Source organism: Dolichospermum planctonicum (assembly GCF_005402965.1).
Classification (GTDB): Bacteria; Cyanobacteriota; Cyanobacteriia; order Cyanobacteriales; family Nostocaceae; genus Dolichospermum; species Dolichospermum planctonicum.
In genome coordinates, this window is sequence record NZ_BJCF01000041.1 from 16,428 (window position 1) to 34,543 (window position 18,116).

Annotated in this window: 10 protein-coding genes; all 10 read left to right on the top strand. The window is 37.4% G+C overall.

Annotated features, from left to right (window positions below):
* The first annotated feature begins 77 nt into the window (after nucleotides 1-77).
* The 10 genes from sipA (at nucleotide 78) to FFO06_RS16160 (ending at nucleotide 18,105) form a co-directional block, all read left to right on the top strand.
* Entirely contained in the window at nucleotides 78-326 is a 249-nt protein-coding gene (sipA, locus tag FFO06_RS16115) for a regulatory protein SipA (RefSeq protein WP_137908945.1), read from the top strand.
* 50 nt (nucleotides 327-376) lie between these two features.
* Complete coding sequence (locus FFO06_RS16120; protein ID WP_137908946.1) at nucleotides 377-934, top strand: peroxiredoxin; 558 nt, start codon at nucleotides 377-379, stop codon at nucleotides 932-934.
* Nucleotides 935-1,124: 190 nt separating this feature from the next.
* Nucleotides 1,125-1,994: a polyphosphate kinase 2 family protein gene (locus FFO06_RS16125; RefSeq protein WP_137908947.1), complete on the top strand. Its 870-nt coding sequence runs from the start codon at nucleotides 1,125-1,127 to the stop codon at nucleotides 1,992-1,994.
* A 177-nt stretch (nucleotides 1,995-2,171) separates the two neighbouring features.
* Complete coding sequence (locus FFO06_RS16130; RefSeq protein WP_137908948.1) at nucleotides 2,172-2,759, top strand: chemotaxis protein CheB; 588 nt, start codon at nucleotides 2,172-2,174, stop codon at nucleotides 2,757-2,759.
* Between the two features lie 59 nt (nucleotides 2,760-2,818).
* Nucleotides 2,819-4,717, top strand: coding sequence for a CheR family methyltransferase (locus FFO06_RS16135; protein ID WP_137908949.1), 1,899 nt, complete (start codon nucleotides 2,819-2,821; stop codon nucleotides 4,715-4,717).
* Nucleotides 4,718-4,789: 72 nt separating this feature from the next.
* Nucleotides 4,790-6,235 (top strand): cobyrinic acid a,c-diamide synthase CobB, encoded by a 1,446-nt coding sequence (locus tag FFO06_RS16140; RefSeq protein ID WP_137908950.1) that lies wholly within the window; start codon nucleotides 4,790-4,792, stop codon nucleotides 6,233-6,235.
* Nucleotides 6,236-6,302: 67 nt separating this feature from the next.
* A complete protein-coding gene (locus FFO06_RS16145) occupies nucleotides 6,303-9,317 on the top strand; it encodes a UPF0182 family protein (protein ID WP_236097166.1) in 3,015 nt (1,004 codons plus the stop codon).
* Between the two features lie 68 nt (nucleotides 9,318-9,385).
* Nucleotides 9,386-9,706 (top strand): muconolactone Delta-isomerase, encoded by a 321-nt coding sequence (locus FFO06_RS16150; protein WP_137908951.1) that lies wholly within the window; start codon nucleotides 9,386-9,388, stop codon nucleotides 9,704-9,706.
* A gap of 494 nt (nucleotides 9,707-10,200) precedes the next feature.
* Entirely contained in the window at nucleotides 10,201-10,575 is a 375-nt protein-coding gene (locus FFO06_RS16155; RefSeq protein ID WP_137908952.1) for a hypothetical protein, read from the top strand.
* 453 nt (nucleotides 10,576-11,028) lie between these two features.
* Nucleotides 11,029-18,105: a LamG-like jellyroll fold domain-containing protein gene (locus FFO06_RS16160; RefSeq protein WP_137908953.1), complete on the top strand. Its 7,077-nt coding sequence runs from the start codon at nucleotides 11,029-11,031 to the stop codon at nucleotides 18,103-18,105.
* Nucleotides 18,106-18,116: the final 11 nt, after the last annotated feature.

The following is an 18,116-nucleotide window of genomic DNA, read 5'->3' on the forward strand; positions in this document are numbered from 1 at the left end:
TTGATTTAGTCTCACGCTAAAGCGCAAAGACCCAATGCTAACCGCTTGCAAAATTATGGAATACAAATTATTACAAAATGTCCCCACAATTCCCAATTGGTAGTAAAGTCCGTGTGGTATGCTTACCACCATACCTGAAAACTGCTGAACCTATGCCTATGTTACGTCCTGCTGATGTCATTCACATTGGGGAAGAAGGTATAGTTATTGACTGTCGCCCTGGTGGTTATTGGGGTGTCCGCTTTACTAGAGGGGCTTTTCTCATAGATAGCCAATACATTGAAAGTATTGAAAAACCACCGGAATCTGATTCAGATGCAAAATAGGGGACGAGAAGAATGTAAACTTATATTAAGTTATGTTTCTGATTTAAACCATGATTTCCCGTCGCACTTTTCTGAGCATTTTATTTGCTACTTGTTTAGCTGTGATTAATTGGTTGAATTTTACACCCAATGCTCAAGCTTTAGGCGGTAAATTACCGACAATTAATCAACTAGCCCCAGAATTTACTTTACCAACTAATACAGGCAATGGTAAAATCTCTTTGGCTGATTTTCGCGGTCAGTGGGTAGTTCTCTATTTCTACCCTCAAGATTTTACTTCTGGTTGTACTATTGAAGCTCGACGTTTTCAGCAAGACCTATCTAAGTACATTGAGAAAAATACTCAAGTTATTGGTATCAGTGCTGACGATGTTGATTCTCATGCGGAATTTTGTGATTCCGAAGGGTTAAAATTTCCTTTGTTAGCTGATACTACGGGAACAGTTAGTAAAGCTTATGGTTCTTGGATGAGTTTTTTCTCTATGCGCCATAGTTTTATTATTGATCCTCAAGGGATTTTACGCGCAACTTTTGTCAAGGTTAATCCTAGTATTCACAGTACGGAAGTTTTAGCGGAGTTAACCAAATTACAATCTTCTGTTTCTTAGAAGTCAGGAAATAAAATATTATTTTTTTGATTTTTTTGATTTTTTTGACTCCCTCTCTCTGCGGTTTCAGGGTTGTTTATCTAACCGCAGAGGCGCGGAGGACGCGGAGGAGGAAGGTTATATTTAGAATGTCTGGTTTTTGTCTCTAGAATTAAGTTTAAAGGTTTTATAGGAGTGCTAATTTTTTTCAATGAATCATGATCCTTATATTGTTAAACCAGGTTCTCAAATTTCTTTGGTCAAGGATTATAACCCAGGTTATAAGTGTGAATTTCATCAAAAAGGTGATGCTGTCAGAAAATTAAAAGCGGGTATTTTACAGTTAGCTAAGTATCAAGATATTCTCTATGCTCAAAATAATTATTCTTTGTTGATTATTTTTCAGGCTATGGATGCTGCTGGTAAAGATAGTACCATTAAACACGTTATGTCTGGTGTCAATCCCCAAGGATGTCAGGTATTTAGTTTTAAAGCACCCAGTGAAGAAGAGTTAGATCATGATTATTTATGGCGCTCAATGAGGGCTTTACCGGAAAGGGGAAGAATTGGTATTTTTAATCGTTCTTATTATGAGGAATTACTCATAGTGCGTGTACATCCAGAAATTCTTAAAAAACAACAATTACCCATTTTTCCTAAAGGTGATCAAATATGGAAACAGCGTTTTGAGGAAATTAATAATTTTGAAAAATATTTGGTTAATAATGGTGTGATTGTTCTCAAGTTTTTTCTCAATGTCTCTAAGTCGGTACAAAGAAAACGGTTTTTGGAACGCATTGACTCACCAGAAAAAAATTGGAAATTTTCCGCTAGTGATTTACAAGAACGCTTTTTCTGGAATGATTATATGAATGCTTATGAAGAAGTCTTTAACCACACTAGCACGGAATTTGCTCCTTGGTATATTGTCCCGGCCGATCGCAAGTGGTTTACAAGATTAATAGTAGCAGATATTATTTGCCAAAAGTTACAAGAATTAAATTTACAATACCCAAAAATCAGTGAAGAATATAAACGAAAATTATCGGAAGCAAAAAAGGCTTTAGAAGCAGAAAGTTAGGCTCTTCGATTTACCCCTTCATTACCCATTACCCATTACCCATTACCCATTACCCATTACCCATTACCAATTTCAATTCACACAACGCCGAAAATTTTATCTATCAATAGACAGATAAAATGAATGAGAAATTTTGATACTTTATAATAGGGGTTGAGTCATCTATTTAAAATAAATATGTCAAATCTTCCTAATTTTGATATTGTGGCTGTTGCGGCTTCTGCTGGGGGTTTGACGGCGCTAATTGAGGTCTTGACTGATTTACCGGCGGATTTTAAAGCAGCTATTGTTATCGTTCAACATTTAGATCCTCGTCACCCCTCCCTCATGGCGGAAATTCTCAGTCGTCGCACTGTGTTAAAGGTAATACAGGCTAATGAAGGAGATAAACTGACTCCTGGAACTGTTTATATTGCTCCTCCTAATAATCATTTGTTGGTTAATGGTGAAGGTAAAGTTTCTTTATCCCAGTCGGAAATGGTGCATTTTCTCCGTCCTTCCGCTGATTTATTGTTTGAGTCTGTGGCCGCAAGCTATCAAGCAAGGGCTATTGCAGTTGTATTATCTGGAACTGGTACGGATGGAGCGATGGGCGTGGAAGCAATTAAAAAAATGGGTGGTACGGTGATTGTTCAAGATGCGAAAACTGCTGAATTTCCGGGAATGCCTGCTGCTGCTATTAAAACTGGTAATGTAGATTTTATCCTACCTTTGGCAGAAATTTCCCTGGCTTTACGAACTTTAATCATGTCTGGTACTAGTTGATAAATTTAGGTTATTATCAATAACTTACCATCCAGAATAGCTACATCTCTATTGATTCTATGAACCTTCCACATAAAGACGTTGATTTTGAAAATCTTTTGCAATATTTAAGAAATAACCGAGGCTTTGATTTCACAGGTTATAAGCGTTCTACTTTAATGCGTCGTGTTACTAAACAGATGCAGTATTTAAACATAGAAACTTTTGCTAATTATCAAGATTATTTAGAAGTTCATCCCGATGAATTTAAAGCTTTATTTAATACTATTTTAATTAATGTAACTGCTTTTTTTCGTGACCCTCTAGCTTGGGAATATTTAGCTAAGGAAATTATTCCCAATATTCTTAAAAATAAACAAAAAAATGAACAAATTAGAATCTGGAGTGCTGGTTGTGCTTCGGGAGAAGAAGCTTATACTTTAGCCATAATCTTAGCGGAAATATTAGGAATTGACGATTTTCGTCATCGCGTAAAAATCTACGCTACAGATATAGATGAGGAAGCCTTAAACCAAGCACGTCAAGCTAGTTATTCGGCCAGAAATATTCACGCTGTCCCATTGGAACTGCGGGATAAATACTTTGATTTAAGCAATGAAAAATATATTTTTCAGCAAGATCTACGTCGTGCTGTTATTTTTGGTCGTCATGATTTACTTCAGGATGCACCAATTTCTCGTTTAGATTTATTGGTTTGTCGTAATACTTTAATGTATTTCAACTCGGAAACCCAAGGACGCATTATCAATCGTTTTCATTTTGCTCTTAATGATCATGGTTATCTGTTTTTAGGAAAAGCAGAAATGTTAATCACTCATACTAATTTATTTACACCTATAAATTTAAAAGATCGTATTTTTGCAAAAGTATCTTTGGGAAATATCCGCAATCGTCAATTAGTAATGGCTAATTTACAAAATCAAGAATCAGCTAATGTGTCTCAAGAAATTCGAGTTAGAGAATTAGCTTTTGATACAGCATCTAACGCTCAGATTGTGATTAATAATCAGGGAATTTTAATCATGATTAATGAACAAGCTCGGAATTTATTTAATTTAACACTTAAAGATATCAATCGCCCTTTTCAAGATTTAGAATTATCTTATAGACCTCTAGAATTGCGATCGCTCATTGAGCAAGTATATAATGAACGTCATCCAATTACATTAACTAATATTGAACGTTATCAGCCTAATTCAGAAACTCAGTATTTAGATGTGCGGATTATTCCCTTGCAAGATACTGATCAAACCATTCTCGGTGTAACAGTTACTTTTAATGATATTAGCCGTTATATAAAATTGCAATCAGCATTGCAACGCTCTCGACAAGAATTGGAAACTACAAATGAAGAATTGCAATCTACAAATGAAGAATTGGAGACTACCAATGAAGAATTGCAATCTACAAATGAAGAATTGGAGACTACTAATGAAGAATTGCAATCTACAAATCAAGAAATGGAGACTATGAATGAAGAATTGCATTCCGCTAATGAACAACTGCGAGCAATTAACCAGGAACTTAGCGATCGTACCTATGAACTAAATCGAAATAATACCTTTACGTCTTCCATTTTGAGTTGTCTGCAAATGGGAATGGTTGTAATAGATACTAACTTTAATATTTTAATTTGGAATCATGCGGTTGAAGATATGTGGGGTTTACGTCAAGAGGAAGTAATTAACAAATCTTGGTTTAGTTTAGATATTGGTTTACCTGTAGAACAATTGCGAGTTCCAATTCGTGATATAGTGTCTAGTAAAAAGAAATTTCAGGAAGTATTGATCAATGGTACTAATCGTCGCGGTAAACAAATTCGATGTTATATTGCTTTTAGTCCCTTGTTCGGCGATAATGTGGAAGGTATTATCATGATGATGACGGATACTGAAAAAATTAATAGTATGATTTCTCCTGCGGAAATTGAACAAAGACAACAAGAAAGAGAAAAATGAAAATTAATTAATTTTTACCAGTTGTTTGAATTTGATTTTGAACTTTGATTTTGAACTTTAATTTTGTAATCTATGTCTATAATTATTGCTGGAGAAAGAAGCGGAGTCGGAAAAACAACAGTTACACTTACCCTTTTAGCATCTTTACGTCGTCGTGGTCTGAATATACAATCTTTTAAAGTAGGACCTGATTATATTGATCCTATGTTTCATGAATATGTTACTGGTCTTCCTTGTCGAAATTTAGATCCGGTATTAACTTCAGAAAGTTATGTTCAACAATGCTTTAATTATCATTCTTGCCAAAGTGAGTATAATTTAATTGAAGGAGTAATGGGTTTATTTGATGGTATTGGAAATTTATCGGACTTTGCTAGTACCGCACATATTGCTAGATTATTAGACATACCGATAATATTAGTAATTGATTGTAGTCGTTTATCCGGTTCTGTAGCTGCAATTGCTCATGGTTATTCTTCCTTAGATCCAAGAATTAAAATTGCTGGTTTAATCTTAAATAGAGTAGGAAGTGAACGACATTTATCATTATTAAAAGCATCTCTTGTATCTCTAAAATTACCAATTTTGGGTGTATTAAAAAGACAGGACAATATTACCATTCCTGACCGTCATCTGGGCTTAATTCCCACCGCAGAATTACCAAAATTAGATCAAATAATTGATAGTTTAGCTGATTTAGGAGATATTTATTTTGATTGGGAGCAACTTTTACCGCTTTTAAAATCATCATCTTTATCAAGTTCCAAATCAAGTTCCAATATCTCACCCTTAATAAAGGGAGAGTTAGGGAGGAGTGTAGTTGTTCCTCAATCTGAAATACTCTGTAAAATTGCTGTAGCACGAGATCAAGCCTTTAATTTTTACTATCAAGATAACTTAGATTTATTAGAGAAATTAGGTGCAGAATTAGTATTTTGGAGTCCATTAAATGATGATCAATTACCAAAAGATATCCAAGGAATGTATTTTGGTGGAGGTTTTCCCGAAGTATTTGCATCACAATTAGCTGCAAATGTTAACCTAATTCAAGAAGTGAAAAATGCGATTTTAGGAGGAATACCGACAATTGCAGAATGTGGAGGATTAATGTATTTATGTGAGCAGATTATTGATTTTGATGGTAAAACTTGGCCAATGGTAGGAATATTACCAACTTTAGCGCAAATGGATAAAAAATTAACCCTGGGATATCGTCGCGCAGTAGTTTTAGAAAACACCTTTTTAATTGATATGAACACAAGTATTTTTGGTCATGAATTTCATCGTTCTCATTTAATAACTAATAACTCAAAACCATTGTTTAATACCTATCGTTATGACTGTGATGAAAATACAGGTTTTGAAGGTTGGGGTTTACCTAATGTCCATGCTTCTTATATTCATCAACATTGGGGAGAAAGTCAAGACATTCCTCAAAGATTTATTCAAGAATGTTTAAAAAATAAACATTTTCCTGGTTCTGTCAAGCATGAACATAGGGAAATTCACCCCAGATAAATCTGGACTTTATTGGAGTAATAAATAGGAGATTAAAAATTAATTTAGTAATCACATTTAATAACCAATGATTAATACTAAAATAATGTTTAAATTTGGGAAATGGTGGGTTAAAGTTTTTATATTATTCTTGGGGTTGTGGTTATTTTTGAAAATAGCTGCTGATTTAGGTGCGGAATTATTTTGGTTTCAGGAAGTTGGTTATATAGAAGTATTTTCCCTAAAATTGTTAACTCAGGGTGGTTTATGGCTGTTTATTGTCAGTTTGAGTGTTGTTTATTTATGGGGAAATCTAATTTTAGCTCAAAAATTACAATCTAGTCAAAATCATAATTATATTCCAGAGACAGAAATCAACATTAGTCGAAAATTAACCACTTTTCTCAGTCCCCATTATAGCAAAAATGAGCAAAATTTGCCATTAACTAATAATAGCAATCAAATCAAATTGCAGTGGTTGTTACCGCTGACATTAGGATTAAGTTTGTTAGTTTGTTTAATATTAGCATATTATGGAGAAATTGCTCTGGCTTATGGGACTGGAAAAGTCAGTGAATCAAATTTATCAAATTTATCAAATTTATCAAATTTATCAGCACCAATTGTATTTAAAATAGAGACGATTTGGGAGTTGGGAAAAAAGATCATTTCTCAAAATTGGTATTTAGGAATAGTTGGGGGATTATCTATTGCTTTATTAATTTATAGCAAATTTCTGCTCCGAGCGATCGCAGTGATTTTAAGTTTGAGTTTTGGGGGGATAATTGCTGAAAATTGGGCAAAATTTCTGTTATTTTTTCACCCTGTTGCCTTCAACCGTTCTGAACCATTATTCAAGCAAGATATAAGTTTTTATATTTTCTCTCTTCCCATTTGGGAAATGTTAGAACTTTGGTTAATAGGATTATCTTTATATGGATTGATTAGCGTTATTCTCACTTATTTATTATCAGCAAATAGCCTCAGTCAAGGTATTTTTAGAGGATTTTCTGCACCACAAAAACGCCATTTATTAGGCTTATCTGGCTGTTTAATGTTAGTAGCTGGTTTAAATTATTGGCTAAATCGTTATCAACTGCTTTATTCTGATAATGGAGTCAGCTATGGTGCTAGTTATACCGATATTAAAGCCCAATTACCAGCAGATACAATATTATATTTTTTATCAATGGCTATAGCTTTTTATTTATTATACTTAGCTGGATTTTCGAGAAAAAAATCTTCACATCATCCCTGGATAAACTATAGTATATATATGTATCTAACTTTGATAATTACAGGTAAATTCATTTTACCTATGACCGTGCAAAATTTCATTGTTGAACCGAATGAATTACAAAGAGAAAAACCTTATATAGAGCGAAATATCGCGCTGACTCGTCAAGCTTTTAATTTAGATATCGTTGATTCTCAAATATTTAACCCCATAGGAAAACTCACAGCAGAGGATATTAAAGCCAATAATTTAACAATGAGAAATATTCGTCTTTGGGACCAAGAACCATTATTAAAAACTAACCGTCAATTACAACAAATTCGACCTTATTATCAATTTCCTGATGCTGATATTGATAGATATTTAATCAAAAGTAACCCAAAAAAAGACAATCTAGAAAAACAACAGGTATTAATTGCGGCCAGAGAATTGAATTATGAAAATGTCCCTCCCCAAGCGCAAACATGGGTAAATAAAAATATGATTTATACCCATGGTTATGGTTTTACCATGAGTCCTGTAAATACCGTTGCTGCGGGTGGACTACCAGAGTATTTTGTCAAAGATATTAGTCAGAAAGGGAGCGCGTTAAATACTTCTAGTATAGATATTCGTCAAAGTATTCCCATTGATAAACCCAGAATTTATTATGGAGAAATTACCAATACTCACGTCATGACTGGGACAAAAGTTAAAGAATTAGATTATCCCAGCGGTAGTGATAATGTTTATAATACCTACGATGGATTAGGAGGAATAAATATCAATTCTCTATGGAAAAAATGGCTATTTTCTATATATTTAAAAGATTGGAGAATGATATTTACACAAGATTTTTTACCAGAAACTAAAGTATTATTACGACGAAACATTAATCAAAGAATTCGCACCATTGCTCCTTTTTTAAAGTTCGATAGTGATCCTTATTTAGTTGCGACTGATGCTTATACAGACAATAAAAATCAACAGTTTCCTGGGAGAGAAAACTATCTTTATTGGATAGTTGATGCTTACACAATCAGCGATCATTATCCCTATTCTGACACAGGTAAAGAGGGGATAAACTATATTCGTAATTCCGTCAAAGTCGTAATTGACGCTTACAATGGTACAGTGAGATTTTACATTGCTGATTCCTTAGATCCAATCATTACCGCTTGGTCAAAAATATTTCCCCAAATGTTCCAAAACATTAACAATTTACCTGTTAATCTCCATAGTCATCTACGTTATCCAGTAGATTATTTTAAAATTCAATCAGAACGCTTAATGATCTATCACATGACAGATCCTCAAGTGTTTTATAATAGAGAAGATCAATGGCAAATTCCCAATGAAATCTATGGAAGCGAAACCCGTCAAGTTGAACCCTATTATTTAATTACCAGTCTCCCCAATCTTCCCTTTGAAGAATTTATTTTATTACTTCCTTACACACCCAAACAACGGACAAATTTAATTGCTTGGTTAGCAGCACGTTCCGACGGTGAAAATTACGGTAAACTACTATTATATAACTTTCCCAAAGAACGCTTAATTTATGGACAGGAACAAATTGAAGCCAGAATTAATCAAGATCCGGTTATTTCCCAACAAATTTCCTTATGGAATCAACAAGGTTCTAGGGTAATTCAAGGTAATCTTTTAGTAATTCCCATTGAACAATCTTTATTATATGTTGAACCAATTTATTTAGAAGCTACACAGAATAGTTTACCCACTTTAGTCAGAGTCATTGTAGCCTATGAAAACCGCATCGTTATGGCACAAACTTTAGAACAAGCACTATCAGGAATCTTTCAACCAGAACTACCACCTCCACCCCCTATTATTCGTCCCGTTAAAGAAGAAATTACCCCAGGTTAAACTCAGAACTACATCCATTTTAGTTTAAACTATTAAAGTCCTCACAAAAAAGGGTTGAAACGGTAAATATGCTCTACCATTTGGATTTTCAGGTTGAATACCCCGATAACATGAGCCAACAAGAATTGTTTGCTATATGGAGTGAAGAAGCAGAAACAGCAGTCCAAGCTAAACAAGCTGGAATAATAGTTGATTTATGGAAATGTGTTGGTACTCGTCGTGTAATTGCGATTGTTGATGTTCCTAGTCCAGATACATTAGATCAAATTCTTCTAGATTTACCTATCATCAAAAAAAATGGGCAAAAAGTGCAAGTAGAAGTCACTCCTTTAAGGAAATATGAAGACTTTGCTGCTGATATCAAAGCTAGATTAGATCACAGGGAATAGGTAAGTATTGCTGACCTTAGACATCATCTGAAAATTAAATATGCGTTTTTTAGTAGAGATGTTCCATGAAATGTCTCTACTATTCTCTACTATTTTTACCGGAGATGTCTAATAATTGTATCCAGCGGTTAATTAATCTGGAAATCTATACAATTCTATTCTATCAAAAAAATCCGGTTTGAAACTCGACAGAGTTGACAACTACAACTTGAGATATATATTCAGATGATAAAAATCAACCCTATTGACAGAGATAACTAAATTTTTCTTTTGCTAAACCTATAATTGAAGGTTAAGTTTCACTCATGTCTAAATAAATCACATCAATCACTCACTCGGTTAGAAGCTGGAAATCAGAGGTTTCACAATCAACAATTAGTCCCAATTAAAACACAATTAAAACACAATTAAAACAGACTTGATCTTGGGGGGGGGTTGCAAACCTGGTTCTGTGATTTTTGTCAAAGCCATTATAGCTCAATAGGGGAAATAAGATGTATATAAAGCAGGTATTGGAAAATAAACTTGCTCAAAATGCAGTTGAACAAGAAAAAATACAAGTTCAAGTACAATATCACAATATCCAAATACCAGATTTAGCACTATCTTTAGCTCCTCTGGGATTTATTTTTATTTGGGCTATTTTTCTCCTACTTTTTCATAAAATACGCAGCCATACTGATGATAAAATGTACTTAAATAGTAAGATCTTACAAAAAGTTCCCTGTAAAAAATGTCAATTTTTTGCCAATAACCACTATTTAAAATGTGCTGTCAAACCTGATACTGTTCTCACAGAAAAAGCTATGAATTGTGCTGAATACGCACCTAAAAAGGTCAGCTTCCCCCCTAAAAACCTATTTCACTAATATTTCACTAAAATTACCAGAATTACCCTCCTTTTCCTGCTCAAGAGTCAGGAGAGGGTGGGGTATTTTTGTCCCTGGGAAATTTGAAATTTGCTGTAAAAGTTATTTTGATTAATTGCTAAAAAATTAAGTCATATTTAAGGAATAATAATATAAACAATACACATAAATAACAATTCACGAGGATCTTTACATAGGGATTATAGCGGAAAAAAACGAGGAAAAGCTTGCTATGGCTTACTTTTCCCGTCTGCCGATTCTTTATAGAGAGAACACCTGATCACAATATAGCCTTAATTAAGAATATTTGTCAAGTAGTAATAAAAATATTTCTCAATAAATCTTTTTTGAGAAATTTATGTAAACTTATGTAAACTTATTGACCACTTGATCTTGACACCAGTAGATAGTTGATTATAAGATTACTGTTGTAATTCGTTTTTTAGATACAATATGCTACTACTAGCGGATCAAAAACTTGAACACATTAATACCATTGCCCATGAAGGTAAAGTAGTCGTCCTCACTACTGACATTGATGGAAAAATTCGTTACACAGTCAAGCAAGATGGCTTTGAAGATAGTTACCTCAACACTAAAGAAGCTGAAAGAACTGGGTGGGAAAGGTGGCAAGAACTGGAATTTCCCAAGGAAGAAAAAGATGATCAGTCCGTCATTGACAAGGAAACCGCCGAACTTACCGACCAAAAGGGCGCATTTATTCTCAAGTCACGTTACCGAACCGACACGGAGACTGCTGTTGCTCCAGTACAAGCAATTTCGGCATTGGGACACATTTATATTTTCCGTCAGTCCAAGTCTAATACCCTTTTGGTAGACAGGTTTGTATTAGACGGGATGACTAATAAGCTAAACCGTAAATTAGAAGTGCGGTTTAAGCGCAGTAAGCAGAAACACACCCCCACAAAGAACATGAATAAGGGGTCTAATGGAGTCCTCAATAATATTGACACCTTAGACTTTCGTGATGCTAACGGGAAATTTTTCTACGAACCTACCACCGAATTATGTTTGGTAAATAACCTACATAAAGGTTGGTTTTCTGTGGTGTTAGTGCCGACAATTGAAAATGATGTTCATCGCTGGCATATTTTCGCTTACAACAGCCAAACCCAGAAAGTCGAACTAACCACCATTCGGACATCAGAAGAAGGGTTATTTGAAGTCAAAGATTATACTATTTTTGAAGAAATCAATGAAACCCTAGTTCCTCGTCAAATTCCTGGAATCATTAAACGCACCCTAGACATATCCGGAACAACCATTACAAACGGCTTAACCGCTACCCAATACGACCTGCAACAGGAACAGCAAACCCAATCCGGGGAAATGCAACTGTTAAAAACAGCCACACGATTAATGTTAGCCATTCCCACTGACAAAGGAGCAGCTACACTTAACTTTGCCATTGCTGGAGACGGAACTCTCGCAGAGATTGATGAAACCGCCGACAAAACCATCCTTCGCAGTAAAACCAGAGAAATCCTCCTGCCCTTAAACACCCTTGATGAAATCAAAGCCCTAGCCGACAGAACTCCCCCTCCCCAAGGGATGATCACAGGATTAGCCGAAGGAACAGACGAAGATGATGCGGAAAATTTAGTCAAAATTGCTACCCAAGGTCAAGCCAGTGAATTGACGAATGGCGACTTGGTGAAAATCATGGGGACCAGTGATTATCAAGGGCTTTATCAAGCCAAAACCGTTGATGAAAACACCTTTGATATTGACTTAGGATTAACCCAAGGATTAGGTTACTGGGAAAAAGAAGAGGAAGAAGAAGGCGGCTTAATTTTTGATGGCATGATTACCGCCTACGAAAAGACGGCTGATGGTAAATTACGAGTAACCTGTCCTAATCATGGCTTAGACAATGGCGATGAAGTCCAAATTGCCGGAACAGAAAACTATAACAATAGTTATCCCATCAAAAAACTGGATGATAGCCATTTTGTCATTGAACGCAAATGGGCAACAGGATCGGCGATTAATATTAAACTCGTCTCTCGCAGACGGCGGGGCATCGTTTTTGATGGCGTGGATGACCATATTGCCCTGCCGGAAATGAATCATAACTACTCCCAAGGCATCACCATAGAAGCATGGGTATGGTATGACAGTTTTAAAAATACCTCAAGAATTATTGACTTTGGCAATGGATCAGGTGTAGAAAACATTGTTTTAGCCAATGAAGGAACAACCAATAATCTAACCTTCTGGGTCTTTCAGGGAACAACAGCCCAAAGTATTACAGTCCAAGGAGTCTTAGAAACCGGAAAATGGATGCACTTAGCCGCCACTATTGACGAGTCGGGTCATGCTACTCTCTACAAAAACGGTAAAGTCATCAAAACCGGGTCTGTACACCTTCCTAAAACCATTAATCGGACTAAGAATTACATCGCCCGTAGTAACTGGCCTAATCACATCTGGCCTAATCACAGCTATTTTCAAGGCAAAATCAGCGATCTCCGCATCTGGAAAACCGAGCGTACGGTTGAAGACATCAAAAATAGTATGTATTTGCAACTGAGGGGTAAAGAAGTCGGTTTAGTCGCTTATTGGCGGTTGGGAGCAATTGGAGAAGGACAAGTCGTTGACTTTTCCATTAATGGACAGAATGGTACTGTCTATGGCGATGCTTATGTCAGTGCTGCTACCCTCAATCGTAAACTGGCAGGCGGGTTAGATGCGGTTAAGTATAGCAATGATGACTTGTTTGCGGTCAGTGAACGAGCAACTTATGAGGAAAGCTTTGAATTTAAGGTTGTTTCCTCCTCTGCTGTTAATCTTGCCTATTTGGATAATGCAGACGGGAAGAATTTAGGCACGAAGCTTTTTAAGCTCTCCTATTGGGGAAAAGCCAGTCGTAGCGCTGAAGCAAAACAGATTATTGCTCCTGAACAAATTAAACAAAACAAATTTGAAGATTTAGGAGGAGGTTGGTATCGAGTTTCTGGAAATGTCACGATTCCTGATGGAATTAGTATGTTACGTTGTTTTGAGATTGCCAACGTTCAAGGAGATTGGCAATCACTAGAAATTCGCAAGCATCGTATTCGCCTCTTGTCTGATAGTATTACGGAGGCGAAATACACAGATAATGTAACTTTGGCAAGTTTAGCAGACCAACAAGCAAGCTTACCGTCAAAATTGTCGCAGTTGGAGATCAAAGAGAAAGAAGAAGTATCTTTGGAATTAGAAAAACGGAAATTAAACCAGCAACTAGCAGCATTAGCTAATCTGGGACAGGCAGAAACCAGAATCAATCAAATCAAACAAGAGATTAATCAGCTTGAAGAAGAGCAAAGGAAATATCAAGCTGAAATTGATAATCTCTTCAATTACTGGTGCGTAATTATCAATGTACAGAGTCGCAATTTTATGGAAGTGGATGGAACTTCAGTTGTAGCTCAACAGTCCACTAGCTCAGAAGCCATTTGGAAGAGTTCTGCTTGGTATGATGCTCACTGGCGCATTGATTGCATTGAAGGCAAGTTCTATCGACTGCAAAATAGACAGACAAACAATCACTTAGAGGTAGATGGTACTCAAGCTACAGCCAGATGCAACTATCAAGCAACCGAAGAAGCATGGCGTACAAATAATTACTATTACGATGCCGAATGGCTCATCGAAAAAGTTGGCAATTACTACCGTTTTGAAATCAGGGTAAATCAAAATTCCTTGGAAATAGATGGTATTGCTCTCAATGCTAGACAACGTTATAGTGCATGTGCCGATGAACAGTGGCAAATTATTTCTACGGGACAAGCTGTAAATCAGGTTACTATCGATAGTAAGAAAAGTTCTTTAGCGATAACACAGAACACCATCAAACTAAAAAAATCGGAATTGCAGACTTTGGAAGAAGTTGTAAAAGATGGTAGAACAAAGGAATCGATTTGGAAAGGTCGTCTTAAAGAAATCGAAAATCAACTACAACAAGTTCAAACAGCCTTAAACACCTTAAACAACGAAATCCTCAAGGTATTATCTACCACTAAACAAACTCCCCAAACGATGCCCCAAATTGCCAAAGATAGCAAGGGTTTAGTCACTCAAGGAGCGGTACTTGGTTTTGTCAATTCTGTGACTCGTCTTAATGCTATAGAAACTAGCGAAGGTAATGTCCAACTGAGTTATTTTGATAACCAAAGACGGATGCGACAAACCAACTATGATGCCACTGCGGATAGTAAAAATGCTACCTTTGAACAGTGGATCCCTGATGCTCAACGTAGTTGTTTGAACTTTAACACTAGTAATAGTGTTGTTAAGTTGGATAAAGACCTCGATCTTCCCCCAGATTGGAGTATTGAAGCATGGTTTGTCTATCCTTTACCTGAAGCGGGAGAATGGAATACGCTCATTCGAGGGAAAGATGCTGATATTCATATTTTGGTGAGAAATCGCAAACAATTAGGGATTTGTCTGAGTAATGATCCTTTAGGACAAATCTTCTATGATAGTGGCTTCAATATGGAGTTATTGTCTGAAGGATGGCATCATCTTACCGCAGTTGGAAAAGGCGACACCACTTTGTTCTACATTGATGGCAAGAAAGTTGGCGATACCAAAGCTAAAGCCTTAGCGGATGCAGAAGAAAATCTCAAGAAAACCCCCAATGATGCCACCGTCAAGCAAAAACTGGAGAAGCTCAAAAAAGCTAGTTTGAAACCAGTTAGTAAAGTTTATGCAATTGGGAATAATGTATTTAATGGAGTAGGTTGTGGACAACCTTTTGGTAAAGTTGCGGAGGTCCGTATCTGGGGAGTGGCTTTAACCAATGATGAGATCGCTGTTAATGCTAAAACCTTGCTCAGTGGTAATGAACCCGGTTTATTAGCCTATTATCCCTTTAATGAGGCTACAGGGACGGTCGTTCGGGATCAGTCTGGACAGGGGAATAATGGTACGGTATCCGGTGCCAGTTGGTGGGGATGTACTGCTCCGATTGGCAATCCGGGGAATGCAGTGGTGCAGTTTGATGGGGTGAATGATTATATTAAGACTTCTGCTCAATTTCCCACTGGTAATGAAATCACGATCGAATACTGGTTCAAGGGCACCAGTTTCCAGTCTGCCGTCCGACAGCAAGAAGGTAATAATTATATTGTTGCTGGCTGGAACGGTCTACATATTATTTCCAGCGATGGGGGTGTATCAGGAATTAAAGTGGGAGATACTGCAACTAATGGCAGTTGGCACCACATTGCGATGACCTGGAAACGAAACACTCCCAACGGATTTGTCAGCTATCTGGACGGAGTGCTGGTAGCCCAAAGAATGAGTGCGAACGTAGCACTACCTACCTTTAGCACTAGCCAACCCATTTTCCTCGCCAGCTTTTTGGGTACTAGCGAGTTTACCAACGGTCAACTTGCCGAAGTCCGTATCTGGAAAGTCGCCCGCACTCAATCCGAAATTCAGAGAGATATGTATCAGAGTCTCACTGGCAAAGAAGCCAATTTAGTTGCTTACTATCCTCTCAATGAAATCAAGCCTGAAGATTCTGTGCGAAAAGTCTTAGACTTAGCAGGAAACAATCACGGTACGGTGACTGAGGCGATTGTTGTAGAGGAAAACAGCTTACCCATTATCCCTAATGCCTTGCTGTGTAATGAGTATAGTAGCGTTTCCTTAGATTCCAATACTAAGCGGAAAGTAGCGATGATGCGCCGTTTCTTTGCTCATCCCTCACCCAATGGAGTCACATTACTCCCTGACAAGCGGGTTGAGGCTTTAGAATTGAAATGGATTGGTAACGCTCAGTTTGCGCCGACGTTGTTGGGCTACATCGAAGGACCACCTCCTGTACCCAGTGAAAACTTGACCTTAGAAGAAGATTACAACGGTGCGACATCCGTAGAATTAACTATGTCGGAAGATGTGGAATTTAACTGGACGCGATCGCAGGATTCTGGTTTGGGTGCGAATGCCGAAGTCTTTATAGGTGGCGATACAGAAATGAACGCGGGTCTTGGACTCACGACAAAAATAGGGGCTATGCGTGCTGGTTTCAAAGGTAACTTTGACTTCAGCTACCAATTCCAAAATGAAAGTAGCATTACTTCCAGTTCATCTCTGAGCATGACCGATAAACTGGAACTACGCGGCACACCCGAAGAAAGCACCAAGTTCCCCCATTTGGGGACACGATTTATTCCCAAAAATATTGGCTATGCGTTGGTTGTTTCAGCTTTGGCAGATGTGTTTGTCACCCGACTGGCCCGCAGTGGTAAAATGATCGGCTATCAAGTGCTGCCTGTGGATGGCATTCCTCCCGATGTCAATACCATCACCTTTTTAATGAATCCTGCCTATACCATGAACGGTAGCTTAGATGGGATGACAGGTAGCAGTGCTACGAGCGAGCGATTCTTTAAGCACGTTCCTGAAATGCGTTCTCAGTATGGCTCTCTCTATCCAGCTAGTTACTACCGTCTGCAAGAAGCCTACGACCTGAAACGGCAAATTGAAGCGGAGGATAAACGCCGAGAATCCTATTTCTCTAACTTTGATGTGCGTTTAGTGGATGAAACCTCTTTGGATCGGAATATCGACAGTGGCCCTGCACCCAGCACAATTGCGGTACAACGGGAAGAAGACAAACCCAGCACTGAGATGACTGAGGAGGAAAAGAAAAAAGCCGAAGAGGAAAAACTGAAAAATGGGAAGGCGGATGCTGAGGCGAACGTCAATGAGAAAAGTGCCGCCACCAAGGCAAAACAAGCCGAAATCCAAAGCAAAATTAACGACCAAGAGAAACGGGCACAAGCTACTGACAGTTTTGCGGGTTGGCAAAAACGCATGGAAAGTATCCAAATTCGCTCCGGTAAGCGTAATATTGTCAATACCTACGTTTGGGATGCCGATGGCGGACTACGCACAGAAACTCAAAGTTTTGCCAACACGGTAGAGCATACCATTGGTGGGTCCTTTAGCATGAATGCAGGGTTAGGGGTTGAAGGAAAGTTTGCTGCTGGTGCTGCTGTTGAACTCACTGCCCAAGCTACGGTAAACTTGACTCAAACCATGAGTAAAACGGAACTGCGGAGTAGGGGGTTTGAGTTAAATGTAGACCTGAGTGGGTTGGAATATAAAGGCATCACCGACTACAAAGACCGACCCATTTTACCCGGTCAAAAAGTAGACCGCTATCGGTTTATGAGTTTCTACCTCGAAGGTAGCACCAATCACTTCCAAGACTTCTTTAACTATGTGGTTGATCCAGAATGGTTACGCAGTAATGATGAGGAAGCACGAGCGTTACGTCAAGCTCAAGCCGGAAAACCCAATAAAGCCTGGCGGGTTTTACACCGTGTGACTTATGTGGAACGTCCAGCTTTGATGGGTTTTGGTCATGATGTTCGCAAGTTACGGGCGGCTGCTGAGAGTTCCGAAAATCAAAGACTCATGGATAAAATTGGCGATTTGGAGAAGAAAAACCAAGAATTAGAGAAGAAACTTGATCAAATTCTTGACTACCTAAAACCAAAGCCATAGTTGATTATTCT

Bases quoted from the DNA above. Each gene is read 5' to 3' on its own strand.
- FFO06_RS16125 (WP_137908947.1), top strand. From the start codon at position 1,125: ATGAATCATGATCCTTATATTGTTAAACCAGGTTCTCAAATTTCTTTG.
- sipA (WP_137908945.1), top strand. From the start codon at position 78: ATGTCCCCACAATTCCCAATTGGTAGTAAAGTCCGTGTGGTATGCTTA.
- FFO06_RS16130 (WP_137908948.1), top strand. From the start codon at position 2,172: ATGTCAAATCTTCCTAATTTTGATATTGTGGCTGTTGCGGCTTCTGCT.
- FFO06_RS16150 (WP_137908951.1), top strand. From the start codon at position 9,386: ATGCTCTACCATTTGGATTTTCAGGTTGAATACCCCGATAACATGAGC.
- FFO06_RS16160 (WP_137908953.1), top strand. From the start codon at position 11,029: ATGCTACTACTAGCGGATCAAAAACTTGAACACATTAATACCATTGCC.
- FFO06_RS16135 (WP_137908949.1), top strand. From the start codon at position 2,819: ATGAACCTTCCACATAAAGACGTTGATTTTGAAAATCTTTTGCAATAT.
- FFO06_RS16140 (WP_137908950.1), top strand. From the start codon at position 4,790: ATGTCTATAATTATTGCTGGAGAAAGAAGCGGAGTCGGAAAAACAACA.
- FFO06_RS16145 (WP_236097166.1), top strand. From the start codon at position 6,303: ATGATTAATACTAAAATAATGTTTAAATTTGGGAAATGGTGGGTTAAA.
- FFO06_RS16120 (WP_137908946.1), top strand. From the start codon at position 377: ATGATTTCCCGTCGCACTTTTCTGAGCATTTTATTTGCTACTTGTTTA.
- FFO06_RS16155 (WP_137908952.1), top strand. From the start codon at position 10,201: ATGTATATAAAGCAGGTATTGGAAAATAAACTTGCTCAAAATGCAGTT.